General features: G+C 43.5%; 16 protein-coding genes and 2 tRNA genes. 15 read left to right on the forward strand and 3 right to left on the reverse strand.

The annotated features are described in order from the left end of the window. The first annotated feature begins 68 nt into the window (after nt 1–68). From FFM70_RS04045 to FFM70_RS04055, 3 genes are all read left to right on the forward strand, one after another. Nucleotides 69–926, forward strand: coding sequence for a GRP family sugar transporter (locus FFM70_RS04045; RefSeq protein WP_137615567.1), 858 nt, complete (start codon nt 69–71; stop codon nt 924–926). Between the two features lie 223 nt (nt 927–1149). Beyond that, on the forward strand, nt 1150–2499 hold the full coding sequence (locus tag FFM70_RS04050) for a glucose-6-phosphate isomerase (protein ID WP_137615568.1): 1350 nt from the start codon (nt 1150–1152) through the stop codon (nt 2497–2499). A gap of 172 nt (nt 2500–2671) precedes the next feature. Beyond that, entirely contained in the window at nt 2672–2863 is a 192-nt protein-coding gene (locus FFM70_RS04055; protein ID WP_137615569.1) for a hypothetical protein, read from the forward strand. Nucleotides 2864–3180: 317 nt separating this feature from the next. On the opposite strand, the gene FFM70_RS04060 is transcribed toward FFM70_RS04055, so the two are convergent. Then, nucleotides 3181–3253, reverse strand: a tRNA-Gln gene (locus FFM70_RS04060). 145 nt (nt 3254–3398) lie between these two features. On the opposite strand from FFM70_RS04060, the gene FFM70_RS04065 reads away from it, so the two are divergent. From FFM70_RS04065 to FFM70_RS04085, 5 genes are all read left to right on the forward strand, one after another. Then, nucleotides 3399–3899, forward strand: a complete 501-nt coding sequence (locus FFM70_RS04065) for a hypothetical protein (protein ID WP_137615570.1) — start codon at nt 3399–3401, stop codon at nt 3897–3899. A 13-nt stretch (nt 3900–3912) separates the two neighbouring features. Then, the gene (locus FFM70_RS04070) at nt 3913–4119 is read left to right on the forward strand and encodes a hypothetical protein (RefSeq protein WP_137615571.1); all 207 of its coding nucleotides are present in this window, start codon (nt 3913–3915) and stop codon (nt 4117–4119) included. 46 nt (nt 4120–4165) lie between these two features. Beyond that, nucleotides 4166–4238: transfer RNA gene (locus FFM70_RS04075), tRNA-Glu, on the forward strand. 223 nt (nt 4239–4461) lie between these two features. After that, nucleotides 4462–4689 (forward strand): hypothetical protein, encoded by a 228-nt coding sequence (locus FFM70_RS04080; protein ID WP_137615572.1) that lies wholly within the window; start codon nt 4462–4464, stop codon nt 4687–4689. A gap of 27 nt (nt 4690–4716) precedes the next feature. After that, entirely contained in the window at nt 4717–4989 is a 273-nt protein-coding gene (locus FFM70_RS04085) for a hypothetical protein (protein ID WP_137615573.1), read from the forward strand. Nucleotides 4990–5046: 57 nt separating this feature from the next. Here the strand turns inward: FFM70_RS04085 and FFM70_RS04090 are convergent, their stop codons facing one another. Then, complete coding sequence (locus FFM70_RS04090; RefSeq protein WP_379856034.1) at nt 5047–5703, reverse strand: polysaccharide deacetylase family protein; 657 nt, start codon at nt 5701–5703, stop codon at nt 5047–5049. Between the two features lie 437 nt (nt 5704–6140). Between FFM70_RS04090 and FFM70_RS04095 the strand changes: the two genes are divergently transcribed. The 4 genes from FFM70_RS04095 to FFM70_RS04110 all read left to right on the forward strand — a co-directional run bounded on the left by FFM70_RS04095 (nt 6141) and on the right by FFM70_RS04110 (nt 11544). Beyond that, entirely contained in the window at nt 6141–6533 is a 393-nt protein-coding gene (locus FFM70_RS04095; RefSeq protein WP_137615575.1) for a YxeA family protein, read from the forward strand. Nucleotides 6534–6941: 408 nt separating this feature from the next. Then, entirely contained in the window at nt 6942–8672 is a 1731-nt protein-coding gene (locus tag FFM70_RS04100) for an ABC transporter ATP-binding protein (RefSeq protein ID WP_137615576.1), read from the forward strand. Then, the gene (locus tag FFM70_RS04105; RefSeq protein WP_137615577.1) at nt 8672–10561 is read left to right on the forward strand and encodes an ABC transporter ATP-binding protein; all 1890 of its coding nucleotides are present in this window, start codon (nt 8672–8674) and stop codon (nt 10559–10561) included. Before FFM70_RS04100 ends, FFM70_RS04105 begins: the two co-directional genes overlap by 1 nt. 14 nt (nt 10562–10575) lie before the next feature. Continuing rightward, nucleotides 10576–11544, forward strand: coding sequence for a hypothetical protein (locus FFM70_RS04110; protein ID WP_137615578.1), 969 nt, complete (start codon nt 10576–10578; stop codon nt 11542–11544). 52 nt (nt 11545–11596) lie between these two features. On the opposite strand, the gene FFM70_RS04115 is transcribed toward FFM70_RS04110, so the two are convergent. Then, nucleotides 11597–11926 carry a hypothetical protein gene (locus FFM70_RS04115; RefSeq protein ID WP_137615579.1) on the reverse strand — a complete coding sequence of 110 codons (330 nt, stop codon included), beginning with the start codon at nt 11924–11926 and terminating at the stop codon, nt 11597–11599. 173 nt (nt 11927–12099) lie between these two features. Here FFM70_RS04115 and FFM70_RS04120 point away from each other — a divergent pair, with 173 nt between their 5' ends. The 3 genes from FFM70_RS04120 (at nt 12100) to manA (ending at nt 15386) form a co-directional block, all read left to right on the forward strand. After that, the gene (locus FFM70_RS04120) at nt 12100–13128 is read left to right on the forward strand and encodes a branched-chain amino acid aminotransferase (protein ID WP_137615580.1); all 1029 of its coding nucleotides are present in this window, start codon (nt 12100–12102) and stop codon (nt 13126–13128) included. Between the two features lie 201 nt (nt 13129–13329). Continuing rightward, complete coding sequence (locus FFM70_RS04125; RefSeq protein ID WP_137615581.1) at nt 13330–14349, forward strand: serine hydrolase domain-containing protein; 1020 nt, start codon at nt 13330–13332, stop codon at nt 14347–14349. Nucleotides 14350–14420: 71 nt separating this feature from the next. Further along, on the forward strand, nt 14421–15386 hold the full coding sequence (gene manA, locus FFM70_RS04130) for a mannose-6-phosphate isomerase, class I (protein WP_137615582.1): 966 nt from the start codon (nt 14421–14423) through the stop codon (nt 15384–15386). Nucleotides 15387–15468 lie beyond the last annotated feature (82 nt).

Genomic DNA, 15468 nt, shown 5'->3' on the forward strand with positions numbered 1-15468 from the left:
ACTTTCCTGATAAACTTATTTCTTGTCGTTAGGCATGAGAGAAAAAATAGAAATGAGGATTATGATTAATGGGAATTCTAATTGCACTGATTCCTGCAATTGCGTGGGGTAGTATCGGCTTAATTAGTGGTCATATGGGCGGTTCTGCGCGGCAACAGACCCTCGGTATGACAATGGGTGCTTTGGTCTTTGGGCTCATTCTTTGGATTGTGAAACAACCATCTTTGACTACTGCAGTTTGGGTGACTGGGATTATTTCTGGGTTATTCTGGAGTGTGGGTCAAGGACAACAGTTCACGTCAATGAAAGCGATTGGGATTTCGCGGACCACGCCAATGTCAACTGGGATGCAACTAGTCGCTAACGCTTTAGCCGGTGTCTTACTTTTTAATGAGTGGCATGGCAAGATGTATTGGATTGGTTCAATCTCAGTGATCGTGTTAATTGCTGGGGCCGTTTTGACCTCATTAACTGACCGTTCTGATCCGAACCGGCGCGCTTCTGAAAATTGGGGTGTTGGGATTCGGGCACTGATTTTGTCAACCATCGGCTATGCCGGTTATACAATCGTGGTCCACTATGGCAACGTCAACGCGCAAGCAGTCGTGATGCCACAAGCCATCGGGATGTTGATTGGGGCCTTGATCTGGTCCTTTAAGGACAAACCATGGGCTGAGAAGGCCACGTATCGTAATATTGTCACTGGATTAGTCTGGGGTGTCGGGAACTTGTTTATGTTCATGGCAATGGCTCAGATTGGTCAAGCGATTGCGTATTCGTTGTCTCAAATGGGCATCGTCATTTCAACCTTCGGGAGCATCTATCTGTTAGGTGAGCGTAAGACGAAACGTGAAATGGTGTATGTCGTGATTGGGTCAATTCTAGTCATCATTGGTGGGGTTGCACTATCCTTGATGAAGGCTTAGTAAAGTTTTTGCCTGAAAATTAATTAAATTATTTTTTAATCGTTTAAAACGCAATCAGACGCGATAACCACTCGTTATCAGCGCCTTTTTTGGTTGATAAAAATCGTAATTTTTTACATAATTCACGAAAATTTACGAAAAAACCGGGTAAGCGCTTTTCATTCCGTTCACTCGTATTGTATAATGTGAGTTGTTAAATATGTCTAGAAAGAGGTAATAGTAAATGGCACACATTTCATTTGACAGCTCTAATTTAACTAATTTCGTTCATGATAACGAACTTGGCGAAATGCAAGCTATGGTCACAGCTGCTGACAAGGAGCTGCGTGAAGGTACTGGCGCCGGAAATGATTTCCGCGGCTGGTTAAACTTACCAACAGATTACGACAAGGAAGAATTTGCCCGCATCAAAGCGGCTGCAAAGAAGATTCAATCAGATTCAGATGTCTTAGTAGTAATCGGGATCGGTGGTTCATACCTCGGCGCCCGGGCAGCCATTGAATTCTTACATGAAACATTCTGGTCATCACTTTCACGTGAAGACCGTAAATTCCCACAAGTTGTCTTTGCTGGGAACTCAATTTCACCATCGTACGTCAACGATTTAGTTCACTTGATCGGTGACCGCGACTTCTCTGTTAACATTATTTCTAAATCTGGGACGACGACTGAACCATCAATCGCTTTCCGGGTCTTCAAAGAAAAGTTAATCGCTAAGTATGGTGAAGCAGAAGCCAAAGGCCGGATTTTTGCAACAACTGACCGCAAACGTGGTGCGTTGAAGCAAGAAGCTGACGCTGAAGGCTACGAATCATTCGTTATTCCTGATGACGTTGGTGGTCGTTTCACTGTCTTGACCCCAGTTGGTTTATTACCAATTGCTGTTTCAGGCGGCGACATCGATTCATTAATGAAAGGTGCGGCTGATGGTCAAAAAGAATACAGCGATGCTGATTTGACCAAGAACGAAGCCTACCAATATGCTGCTTTCCGGAACATTTTATACCGGAAGGGTTACACTACTGAAATTCTTGAAAACTACGAACCAAATATGGCGATGTTCTCAGAATGGTGGAAGCAATTAATGGGCGAATCCGAAGGGAAAGACCAAAAGGGTATCTACCCATCATCAGCTAACTTTACGACTGACTTACATTCATTGGGTCAATATATCCAAGAAGGTCGTCGTAACTTGATGGAAACTGTTGTTAAAGTTGAAAACGCCACTAGTGACGTTGACATTCCTAAAGAAACTGAAAACCTTGATGGTTTGAAGTATCTTGAAGGTAAGACAATGGCCCAAGTTAACACCAAGGCTTTCGAAGGGGTTATTATGGCCCACGTTGATGGCGGTGTTCCTAACATGGTCGTTAACATTCCTAGCCAAGATGCTTACACCTTAGGCTACATGATTTACTTCTTCGAAGCTGCTGTTGCTATTTCTGGTTACTTGAACGGAATCAACCCATTCAACCAACCAGGTGTTGAAGCTTACAAGAACAACATGTTCGCTTTGCTTGGCAAACCAGGCTACGAAGACTTAACTAAGAAGTTAACTTCACGCCTTAAATAAGCACCGTAAAACTTAAAAATTTTGACGTCCCTGAAATCACTTACGGGTGATTTTGGGGACGCCTTTTTTTCGAGCACAAAACGGTCAAAACCAGCTTGAGTTGCAAATGCCGGGGGAACGTGCGAAAATCTAAGTACTCATTGAGTAAAACTAGTAATCAAGGAGATTAGGCATGAAAACGCTAAATGTTGTTGAAAGTATCATTATCGTGATCGGGTTGGTCATGTTTGGGGTCGGCAGTAAAATCGAAGTTGTACACCAAGCGGCACCCTGGTTACAATATGCGGGCTTGATCTTGGTTTTCATTACTGGGTTGAGTGATGCAATCTATCGCATTGTTGCCAAGAAAAGCTTTTTAAAATAAGTTAATTATTTTATTTGAAATAAGAATCTCAAAATGGGGCTTCAAAAGGTTTCCGTTTAGCGTCATCAACTTAGTTTGATGCCTAAACGGAGACCTTTTTGTGTTGCTTGTTAATAGCAAAACGGCGGGAACCCCCAAAATAGACTAATCCGTGAGTCATTGACGGTGTTTGTAACAATCTGGTTTGAGTGTTCGGCTGGTGCAAAAAATGGTGCCAATTGGTTCCATGACACTTAAGATTACTGAATATCAAAACAATAAAAAAGCCGTCATACGAGGTATTAGGCACCTCATTGACGACTGGCAAAACTATAAAATTGGGTATACTGGGCTCGAACCAGTAAATTACGGATTCAGAGTCCGCTGCCTTACCAATTTGGCGAATACCCAATAAACAACTATTTAATCTTAACTTTATGCGCAAATCATGTCAAGCGTTGAATGTGATTTTACCAATGAATTTTAATCGCCACCTGTCACAGTTTATCCCGTGTACTTTTTTCGTGGACTGTTGTACGATTGAACGAGACTTAAAATGAAAGTGGTGAGACAGTTGGTCCTTGGTGGTTTGGTATTAGTTCTAATTATTGTCGGCATTGTTTTGACATTAATGGCAGTGCGGGGAATGAGCAAAAATCCGCTGTTTGAGGTGCTACCTGGCGCGGATGTGACGACCACCAAACGGTTGTTTAACTTTTCACCGCTTGTGGGGGTCAGTTTGTGGGGACGACTCCTGCTTTGGTTGGCCGGTATCGGCGTGGTGGCTTGTATTGTGGTTGCTTTAATGGCCTTTAAGCAGTCTGCGACTCGGTTATTTGCTGGGAGTTTTGATCTGGGCTTTGTCCTGTATCTAGCTGTCTTTCAGCAGTTACTACCAAGTTACTGTTATCGTTTTTGGCAACAAACGACTGGGCCACTGCCAAACTTTCAATTAGCAACACCAGCGATTGCTCAACGGAATGCGCGTTTTCGTTGGTTACGAACCGTTGGGTTGATTCTAATTGCGGGTGGGGCCACAAGTTTTTTCTTCATCTAAAAGGGGTGCGCTGATGACAGCCAAAGAATTGACACGATTATTTAATCATTTACGACAACAGTTGATTGTTTGGGCAGTGACTGCGATTGGCTTAGCGGTTATGCGCACATTCTTGTTACCGCAATTATTGACCTTTGTTTTCTGGTGCAGTGTCGCTTATTGCTTGATTTTATTCATTGGCTTAGTGGTGGTGACGATTTGGCGGTTACGCGTCAAATGAAAGATTGACAACAGGTCTTTTTTTCGGTAAGATAGTTAATGAATTTTGCCCGCTGGTCAAATTGGTTAAGACGTCGCCCTCTCAAGGCGGAGTTACGAGTTCGATCCTCGTGCGGGCGATTTGAAGCAACCTTGGGAGAACGAAAAGCTTTGATAAACACTGTTTTGACGGTGTTTGTTAAAGCTTTTTGTTTGGGCAAAAAAGCATTTCCTAAACAAATTAGGTTTACGCATGATAAATGGGGTCTATAATAGAAGTGTTACTAGATGGGTTACGCCAAGCATCATTGGCGTTGTGAAAAGTTTATCGGTCAAAAAGTCAAAACAAAGGAGATCATGATTTTTGGTTTATAAAGATGTATTTGGAATCGACCACGATGATTGTCATATCGTGCAAACACGCCATGAATTCAACCGAATTTTTATCATTGAAAATGCAGTTGGGTCACGGTTTACGTGCATTAAGAAAGATGCACCGTTAGAGAAGAAGATGTCCGGTCACTGGAAGTACGCCAAAGCAAGCGACGCACCGAAAAATTATGCCGTTCCTTATAAAGCGCAAAAAGGGTAAGGCTTAACGACTGAAAAGAGGCTCGAGATGCGATTGTATCAACCATTAGCCAAGCACAACGGACGGGTGCCACGCCAGGTGAAAGCCCACAACAATCCCTTTTATGGGACTCGTGGTGCTGACTGGGTCAAAAATGAGAGTGCGTCACTGTTCAATGCGGAACATGAACACTCACAAGCACACCTACAGTTGCAACACCGGATTGGTCAAGCAACAACGCATGTCATCTGGGTCATTTTAGCTGTGATTGCCATGTTGCTAGGTGGTTTCGTCATTTATTCGCTAGCACTTAATTTCTGATGCGATTTAAAAAAGGTTCTACTAAGCTGATTAATATCAGTCATTAGTAGAACTTTTTTAGTGCAGTAACGTCGCAAATGTGGCTAACGACATGCCGGGTGTGACCCGTTGGCGCGTCAAGTTGTAGGCTGGCTCTTGACTCGTTGCGATTCCAGGCGCCGTCGACAGCGCGTACTGATAGCCAGCTTGTTTGGCTGCTTTGATGGTTGCCTGATTTGCCCGTCCTGCTGGATAACAGATGACTGCAGTATTTTGGTGCAAGTGTTGATCAAGCCAGCGCTTAGAATTGGTCAGTTCGGTTAGTTGTTGTTGATCAGTGAGTTCGTTCAGATCCAAGTGGCGCACAGTGTGACTTTGAAAATCAATGGCACCGGAAGCTTTCATTTGGCGGGCATCCGCTAAAGTTAAATGATTGTGATGCGTTGCGAAGCCGGTAATGAAGTTGATCGTCGCATGCTGATGATTGGCTTTTAAAATCGGCCAAGCCGCGGTTTTATTATCGGTATAGCTGTCATCGAGCGTTACCCAGACAACTTTGGCTTGTGGCAGGCGGTGGTGTGACAGGGCATAGACTGCTTGCGTCGTGGTCAATGTTCGGTAATGTTGTTGTTTCAAATAGGTCATCTGGGCTTTAAATTCCGACGCTGGGACTTTTAAAGCGTTCCCACTGGAAATGCTGTGATACATCAAAATCGGCAATTTCACGGTTTTCACGTGATGCCAGCCCGCGTACGGTGATTTTTTCGCTTTTTTGAGTGATTTCACAGTTTTTGATTGTGACTGTGATGTAGACGTGACGTTTTTGGCAGTTGATTGTCCCCGACAACCGCTTAGACCAGCAATAAGTAATGTGAGTAAGCTAAACCTAATCAAGTGCTTAAATCCCCTAAGAAACATGCTTGATTCCTCCAAAGTTTTCAATTACTGGTAAGTCTAAAGCATTAAGTGTGATTAAACAGCTTTTCTAGGGTGAATTTAACTGTTATTTAGGTTAATTAACAAAATTGGTCTATGATTTAAGATTCTATTGGCTTTATTATCAATATATTAATAACGTTAAGAATGACTTAGCCCCACTATGCAAGTATAAAACTGCTTGGTACGATAAACTTTGTAATTAAATAATAAAGTCTTGCAGGGGGAATACAAGCATGAAAAAAGTGATGATCGGGTTATTAGTGATGATTGGACTCGGGGTTGGGGCCTTATTCGGTTCTGGTGCCATGACCAAAGATAGTGGCTCTGAATTGTCGATGGCCATGGACAATGTGAATCCCTTGGTGAAAACGAGCACCGTTTATGGCGTCACTAATACGGCCATTAAAAAGGGTAAAGGTGGGGTTGGCGAGGATGTTTATACGTATCGTATTAAAACTTACGATGCTCAGGAATCGACGCGCTGGTTGACCTTTAATGCTGATAAACGCTTAAAGTTAAACAAATATCTGAAGATTGTCACGAAAGGTCAAAATGTGAATAGTTGGGAAGCTGTCAGTAGCCAAACAGTCCCCAAGTCGGTTATCGCACAGTTGGCTAAGAGCTAAGACCAGTGATTTTGATTGTCATCACAAAGCCAGTTTAAATTAATAAAATCAAGTTAAAGCCGAGTCACCGATTATGAGACTCGGCTTTTTTGACGTGTCGTTTTGATCGAGTCCATGAAAAGGGTCCACTATAATGAAGTAAATGATCGTTGTAATCGGTCAATAATTGATTCAAGTGTCTTGGCGCCGGCAATAGGCACAATAATAGCAGTCTGCAAAAATGATCATTTAGCACTACGCCGTGATTAGCTGATATTTTTAACACTTTTTAGCTGTCAAACGGGCACAGTTGCGTTACAATAGTTTGCGTGAGACTTGTAAAGATGGTTGACAAAACACTAATTTTTAGATAAATTAGATAATTGCACTATCAGTAGCATAATTATATTAGTGAAGGGGAGCGTGTTGATGCTTAAAATAGCGAAAGGGCGGATCTCGTATGCGGCGGTTATTGGCGCAATCTTATTTATGATTGTTCAAGTAATTGCCAACTTGAATCTACCTAGTTTGACCTCCAATATTGTTAATAATGGGGTCGCCAAGGGTGATATTAGTTATATTTGGAAAATCGGTTTTGAAATGATTGGATTCTCCTTACTGTCCGTTGTTGCCGCTTTTGGGAATGTTTTCCTAGCCGCGCGGTCGTCACAAAAATTAGGTAAGAATTTACGTTCGGATATTTATAAGAAGGTTATTAATTTTTCGAATGATGAATTCGATAAGGTCGAAACCTCTTCATTAATCACGCGGACGACTAACGACGTGGTCCAGATTCAAAACGTTGCGATGATGGCGTTACGGATGATGATCATGGCGCCAATCATGTTGGTTGGGGCAAGCTTTTTAGCTTACACTAAAAGTCATGAACTAACTTGGATTTTCGTCGTGTCGATTCCAGTGCTATTGATTTTTATTGGGATCGTGATGGCCTTTGCCATTCCATTGTTCCGAGCGATGCAAACTAAAACTGACCGGATTAACTTAGTTTTCCGGGAAGGCTTGACGGGTGTGCGGGTTATTCGGGCCTTCCGACAAGATAAATTTGAGCAAGATCGTTTCGAAGATGCGAACCAAGATTTTACGAAAAATGCGATCAAGGTTAATACGATCGTGGCATTAGCCTTTCCAATTATGACGTTGATCATGAGTGGCACTAACGTGGCCATTGTTTGGTTTGGGGGTCAATTGATCAGTAGCCAAACGATGCAAGTTGGGAACATGATTGCGTTTATGACTTATGCCATGCAAGTTTTAATGAGTTTCATGTTGCTGGCAATGGTCTTTGCTTTGATTCCACGGGCGGCAGCCTCAGCCTCACGGATTCAAGAAGTCTTAGATATTAAAACTAAAATTAATGATCCAGAAAAGCCAGTCAGTTTACCAGCGACGACGGCACACAGTCTCGATTTCGAACATGTTGACTATCGTTATCAGAGTGCTGAACAATTAGCCTTATCTGATATTGACTTTAGTGCGCATTCTGGTCAGACTGTGGCTATCATTGGTGGGACCGGTTCTGGGAAAACGACGCTAGTTAATTTGATGCCTCGTTTCTATGATATTGAGTCTGGTCAAGTCAAACTTGATGGACAAGATATTCGGAATTTAAAGACGGCTGACTTACATCGTGCGATTTCATTTGTGCCACAAACCGCGACCCTATTTACTGGGACGATTCGTGACAATATGAAGTTCGGTAACGATAATGCGACCGATGATGAAATTTGGCACGCACTAGAAATTGCGCGTTCGACTGATTTTGTCAAAGAAGAAGGCGGCTTAGATGCGCACGTTGAACAAGGTGGGGGTAACTTCTCCGGTGGGCAACGGCAACGTTTAGCGATTGCGCGAGCCTTGGTCAAAAAAGCCTCCGTCTATGTCTTTGATGACTCGTTCTCAGCGTTGGACTTTAAGACCGATGCTCAGTTACGGGCTGAATTGCGTCAAGATGCCCAAGTTCAACAAGGGGTCGTCGTTATCGTAGCGCAACGAATTGCCACAGTCGCTGATGCTGACTTGATTCTCGTGTTAGATAATGGGAAGTTAGTTGGTAAAGGGACCCATGCAGAATTGAAAGCGAATAATGAAGTTTATCAAGAAATTATGAAATCACAATTACGAGAGGAGGATCAACTGTAATGAGTGAAAAGAAATCTTCGTCGGTTAATACACCTCGTCCAGCTGGCCCAGGGCATGGTCCCGGTGGTCGCGGCCTCGTTGAAAAACCCAAGAGTTTTTGGAAAACTACTTGGCGCTTAATCAAGTATATGTCCGATCGTTGGGTCGGCTTAGCGGTCGTCATGATTTTCGCGATTGCATCCGTGGTCTTCCAGATTCGGACGCCTAAGATTTTAGGGCAAGCCACAACTGAAATCTATAAAGGTATTATGAAAGGCGCTGCCCAGCAAAAAGCTGGTATTAGTCAATCCGGTTATCCAATCAACTTTGACAAGATTGGTGAAATTATCCTCGTTGTTATTTTAATGTACGTGGCTTCAGCGCTGTTTAACTTTATTCAACAGTACATTATGACGCGGATTTCCCAAGGAACGGTTTACAAGTTACGGCGTTCCTTCAAAGGTAAGATGCAAAATGTCCCAATTTCATATTATGATACCCATTCAAACGGGGATATTATGAGTCGGGCCGTCAACGATATGGATAACATCGCCAACACGTTGCAACAAAACTTAACGCAATTGGTCACAAGTACCGTCACGTTTATCGGGACGTTGTGGATGATGCTTTCGATTAGTTGGAAGTTAACTTTGATTGCGTTGGTCACGATTCCATTGAGCCTGATCGTTGTTGGTGTGATTGCGCCCAAGTCACAAAAATTCTTTAGTGTGCAACAAAAGAGTTTAGGCTTGTTAAACAACCAAGTCGAAGAAAACTATGCCGGTCATGTGGTCATCAAGAGTTTCAATAAGGAACAAGATGCCATTGATGATTTTGAAGAACAAAACGACAATTATTATCAATCAGCCTGGAAAGCACAATTTATTTCTGGGATCATCATGCCATTGATGATGTTCTTGAATAATATTGGTTATGTCTTTGTTGCCATCATTGGTGGGATTGACGTGGCGCATGGGAATGTCACTTTAGGGGACATTCAGGCTTTCTTGCAATATACACAACAGTTCTCACAACCAATTTCGCAACTTGCGAACTTGATGAACACGATTCAATCGACCATTGCTTCAGCGGAACGGGTCTTTGACGTCTTAGATGAAAAAGAAATGACTGACACGAAGTCAGACTTGCCAGCGGAAACGGACACCGATAACTTAATTAGTTTAGAACATGTCCAATTCGGCTATTCTGATGATGCGCTCTTAATGAAAGATTACAACTTAGATGTTAAGCGTGGTCAACAAGTCGCAATCGTTGGGCCAACTGGGGCCGGGAAGACGACCATCATTAACTTGTTGGAACGTTTCTACGATATCAAAGGTGGGTCAATTCGGTTAAATGGTGTGGATACGCGTGATATGCCACGCGAAGACTTGCGTTCACACTTTGCCATGGTTTTGCAAGATACGTGGTTATTTACCGGGACGATTTTTGATAACTTGAAGTATGGGCGTGAAGATGCCACGGATGATGAAATTTACGCCGCAGCGAAAGCGGCCCACGTGGATGAGTTTGTGCGCAAATTACCAGAAGGTTACCAAACAATTCTGAACGAAGAAGCGTCGAATATTTCACAAGGTCAACGGCAATTATTAACAATTGCCCGGGCTTTCGTTGCTGATCCTGAAATCTTGATTTTGGATGAAGCCACGAGTTCTGTCGATACGCGGACTGAAGTGCATATTCAACACGCCATGGAACGCTTATTGAAGAATCGGACGAGTTTCGTGGTTGCTCATCGGCTCTCGACGATTCAAGGCGCTGATAATATTATCGTCATGAATCATGGTTCGGTGGTTGAAACTGGGACTCATGATGACTTGATGGCGCAAAACGGCTTCTACGCTGATTTGTATAACAGTCAATTTACCGGCAATATTAGCTTAGATTAAAGGAGGGGTGTCAAGTGTTTCGAAAAACAGCAGTCGTTGCCGTTACAGCTGGCTTGCTCGCAGTCGTTTTAGCTGGCTGTGGTCAAGATAGTTTAACGACAACGAAATCAACGTATACACGCAGCGGCTTAGTGGCTAGTGTTAAGGGTCACAGTAATCAAAAGACGGTCAGCTATCGTTTAGATGGTCAAAAGTCTAAGACGGCCAAAGTGCATAATAATACGTTCATCATTCAAGTCCCAACTAAGACAACCCGCCAAACGGTCAAGTTAACGGCCGGTAGCGCTAAAAAGACGGTTTATGTCAAAAGTGCCAAGCGGTTAGCATCGTACAAAACCTTATCAACGGCATATAACCAAGCCTTGATTGGGTCGAAGCTGACCAAATCACAACAAAAAGATGCCCAAAAGTTGCAAGCACAAGGGGCTGCTTTGAAGAAAGAACAAGCGGCGATCCAAACGGCTGTCACTAAAGCGAAAGCCCAAATGGCCGCGGGTGGCGCCCAGGCTGCTACCGGAGCTGCCACGTTGCAAGCACAACAAGCGTCGGCCGCAAAGCTACAGACGCAAGCAGCTAGCTTACAAGCCACTCAAAAGACGGTTGCGGCCGCGATGAAGACCGCTAAAGCCAAAGTCAAAGACGAACTCTTACCAACGAAGGCCCCTCAAGGCGTGACTAACGTTGTCACCACTAAAGATTACAAGATTCGGATGAACGTCCAATCGGGTGATGTGATGGGGACGGCGATGATCGTGCCAACGAAGGCGTTCAAGAATAAGACGCGTCAAAAGAACTTCGGAACGTCTTTTGCATTGCTAAGCAGTACGGCTGGCGCCAATGCCAAGCAAGTGATGAAGAAGTTTAGCAAGGAAACCAAGAGTAACAAGAGTAGCACCACGACGATCGATCCAATCGTTTCGAAGGGTGTGCGCTTTACCATTGGGGTTTCTAGTTCAGACTTATATATCTTTATGACCAAGTAGGATTAATTTAAAAAGCACCCGCAACCAATTGACTGGCTGCGGGTGCTTTTGGCTATTCAAATGAGAGTTCTAAGAAATACAATTGTTTACTGGAAAGGTGAGCGGTCGAGACCCAAACTTCGTGATAATTCGGAACTTTCTTTTCGGTATAGTCGAAGAAAAAGTCTAAAAGACTACCATTTTTGGCCACAAACTCATCTTCGAAACGGTTTACAAGGAGTTTGTCATCTGGAAAATAGATTTCAGGATTCGCGACTTTGATTTGATCAGGAATCGCCATCCGTACCACGTTCGTATAGCTTGGCGTGGTAAAGGTGATTTCAGCCGGGTGATGGACGATGTAAAAGAGCACATTATAAATTGAATCAGAATTAATTGCCACGACGAACCAGTCCTTTGTTGAATTTTGTGTCTATTATACCAAAAATAATCGGTTTTCATGAAAAATGTTTCAGAAAACGACTTGACAAAGCTCTCATAAACTATTAATCTTTTAATTAAATTCCAATTAATTAATTATTTGGAGTAAATTACATATAAAGGAAGTTGACTGAAATGGCAGACGTACAACTAGATTGGAACAACTTAGGGTTCAGCTATCGGAACCTCCCGTATCGTTATCGCGCGTATTATAAAGATGGCGAATGGGTGAAACATGAATTAACCGGTGATGCAACCTTACATATTAGTGAAGGCTCGACTGCGTTACATTATGGTCAACAAGATTTTGAAGGCTTAAAAGCTTATCGGACAAAAGATGGTAGTGTCCAATTATTCCGGCCAGACCGTAATGCGGCGCGGATGCAAACGAGTTGTGAACGGTTATTAATGCCCCAAGTGCCAACCGACATGTTTGTCGATGCGGTTAAACAAGTCGTTAAAGCTAATCAGGATTATGTGCCCCCATATGGGACTGGCGCAACGCTTTACCTCCGACCACTCATGATTGGGGTCGGTGGTAATATCGGTGTCCATCCAGCGCAAGAATACATTTTCACTGTCTTTGCGATGCCCGTTGGGAGTTACTTTAAAGGCGGTATGACACCAACAAACTTTACAACTTCTAATTACGACCGCGCTGCCCATAAAGGGACCGGGGCTTATAAAGTTGGTGGGAACTATGCAGCCAGCTTATTCCCAGGTCAAGAAGCACATGCGAATGGTTATTCTGACTGTGTTTATCTTGATCCAGTCGAACACAAGAAGATTGAAGAAGTCGGCTCAGCTAACTTCTTCGGGATTACTAAAGATAACAAGTTTGTGACGCCAAAGTCACCATCGATTTTGCCATCAGTGACGAAGTACTCGTTACTTTACTTAGCCGAACACAAATTTGGTATGGAAACGGAACAAGGCGACGTTTATATCGACGACTTAGACCGTTTTGCTGAAGCTGGTGCCTGTGGGACGGCTGCCGTTATTTCACCAATTGGCGGACTTGAACACAACGGTAAGTTACACGTCTTTTATAGCGAAACTGAAGTTGGCCCAGTTACGAAGAAGCTATACGATGAATTAACTGGGATTCAATTTGGTGACCGTGAAGCCCCTGAAGGTTGGATTCAAAAAGTAGATTTAGATTAATAACGACTTATGAAGATCTCCTTAGCATTTAGTGTTGGATGACACTGAAGCTTGAGGAGATTTTTTTATGGTTAAACTAAGCAACTTTAATAATTAGTATCAAGTTGAGCCAATCAGGACTGACTAGGTTATAATTTGATTAACTAAAGGCAAGTAAGCTAGGTATTATGACTAAATTAGAGAGAGAAATGAGTTAAAGCAATGCTTTTCGAACGGACTAAAACAGAAATTCAGCGGTTAGTTGATCAAAAAATTATCCCAGGTGCCAGCTATGCCGTGATGCGTGGTGACCAGTTGGAACAGGCACAAGTTGGCGTGGCCCAGCTACAGCCAGAAGTGAAGCCGCTGTGGCCGCATGCAGTCTATGATTTGGCATCGGTGACGAAGGTCGTTGGAACGACCACGGTGGCGTTACAGTTGATGCAAAGTGGGGCGTTGGATATTAATCGGCCAGTGCATGACTATTTACCGGAATTTTCCAATCGACAGGTGACTGTTCTCAACTTGATGACGCACACGAGTGGGATTAGTGGTTATATTCAAAATCGAAACGCTTTACCCGCAGCAGAGCTATTAGCGGCGATTCAAAAATTACCGATTAGTGCGGCCAATCTCAATCATCGCGTCGTTTATACAGATTTGGGTTTGATTTTGACCGGGATGATTATTGAGAAGTTAGTTGGACAATCGATTCAAGCCGCGGTCACTGAGCGAGTACTTCGGCCACTAGGCTTACCAGATGCGACGTTTAATCCCGTTGTGGCGCAAGCGGTCCCGACAACTTATTCGGCGCAAGCTGGCTTATTGCAAGGAATTGTTCATGATCCCAAAGGCCGTATCTTAGGTGAACATTGTGGTTCAGCTGGCTTATTTGCCAGTGTCGACGATTTAGTTCAGTTTTCGAGGTTCATGTTGGGGCAAGTGGTTCAGCCAACCGTTTTAGCACCAGCGACGATTGCAAGCCTGTACCGTGATTGGACGCCCAATCAGCGTTTACGGCGAAGCTTTGGCTGGAATCTGTGGCATGCAGGGGCAGACCACGAACCGATTATTTTTCACACGGGGTATACGGGCACGTTAGTGATGCTTGACCGTGAAAGTCAGGCCGCTTTAATTTTCTTATCAAATCGTGTTCATCCAGTGGCCCATAATGCCAGCTTTTTACCGGCGCGGCGGCGCTTGATTGCGGCTTGGGTCGCGGATGCGGTTACAAATCGTTAGTTTCGGTTTCACAACCGCTTTCATTTATGCTAAAATTTAACTATAAATTGAGTAAATGGAGCGTGTGCATAATGAGTGAACCTTATTTCTTAGAACCAGTGTTCCACGAAAAAATTTGGGGCGGTTCCAAATTAAAAACCGATTTCGGCTATGATATTCCTAGCGACCATACTGGTGAATGCTGGGCAATTTCGGCCCACCCACATGGCCCAGCAACGGTCGAAAATGGCCCTTACAAGGGCATGACCTTGGATAAAGTTTGGGCGGAACATCGGGATGTCTTTGGCAATGCCAAGGGGGACGTTTTCCCATTATTGACGAAGATTCTGGACGCTAGTGAAGATTTATCTGTTCAAGTCCATCCTGATGATGCCTACGCGGCGGAACATGAACACGAACTCGGCAAGACTGAATGCTGGTATGTGATTGCGGCTGAACCTGGTGCCACGATGATCTATGGTCATTATGCTAAAACGAAGGCGCAATTAGCCGAATGGATTCATAATGGCGAATGGGATAAATTATTCCGGCGGGTGCCAGTTAAACCTGGTGACTTCCTCTATGTACCATCAGGGACGATTCATGCCGTTGGTAAAGGAATCATGGTCTTAGAAACACAACAAAGTTCTGATACGACTTATCGGTTGTACGATTGGGATCGTGTTGATAAGACAACTGGTCAAAAGCGTGAACTTCATTTACAACAATCGATTGATACAACGATTGTGCCGCATGAAGATCCTAAGCTGGATATTACTAAGACCCAAGTTGGCGACGCCACGGTCACAAAATACGTCGAATCACCATTCTTCGGTGTTTGGCAATGGCGGTTAACAGATGGTCAAGCCACATTTAACCGTGGCAAAGCCCCATACACCTTGGTCTCAGTTTTAGACGGTCAAGGAAGTATTACCGTTGATGGTCAGGACTATCCTTTGAAGAAAGGTATCCACTTTATCTTGCCATTCGATGTTAAGCAATGGACTTTAAAGGGCGATTTACAAATTATTGCCTCTGAACCTGGGGATCAAGCTTAGAAAGTTAACCCCTTTAAACTATAAAAAAGAATGATAATCGACATTAACGATTATCATTCTTTTTTTGTTGATTAACTGATAC

The organism is Lactiplantibacillus nangangensis, from assembly GCF_005405065.1.
Lineage (GTDB): Bacteria > Bacillota > Bacilli > Lactobacillales > Lactobacillaceae > Lactiplantibacillus > Lactiplantibacillus nangangensis.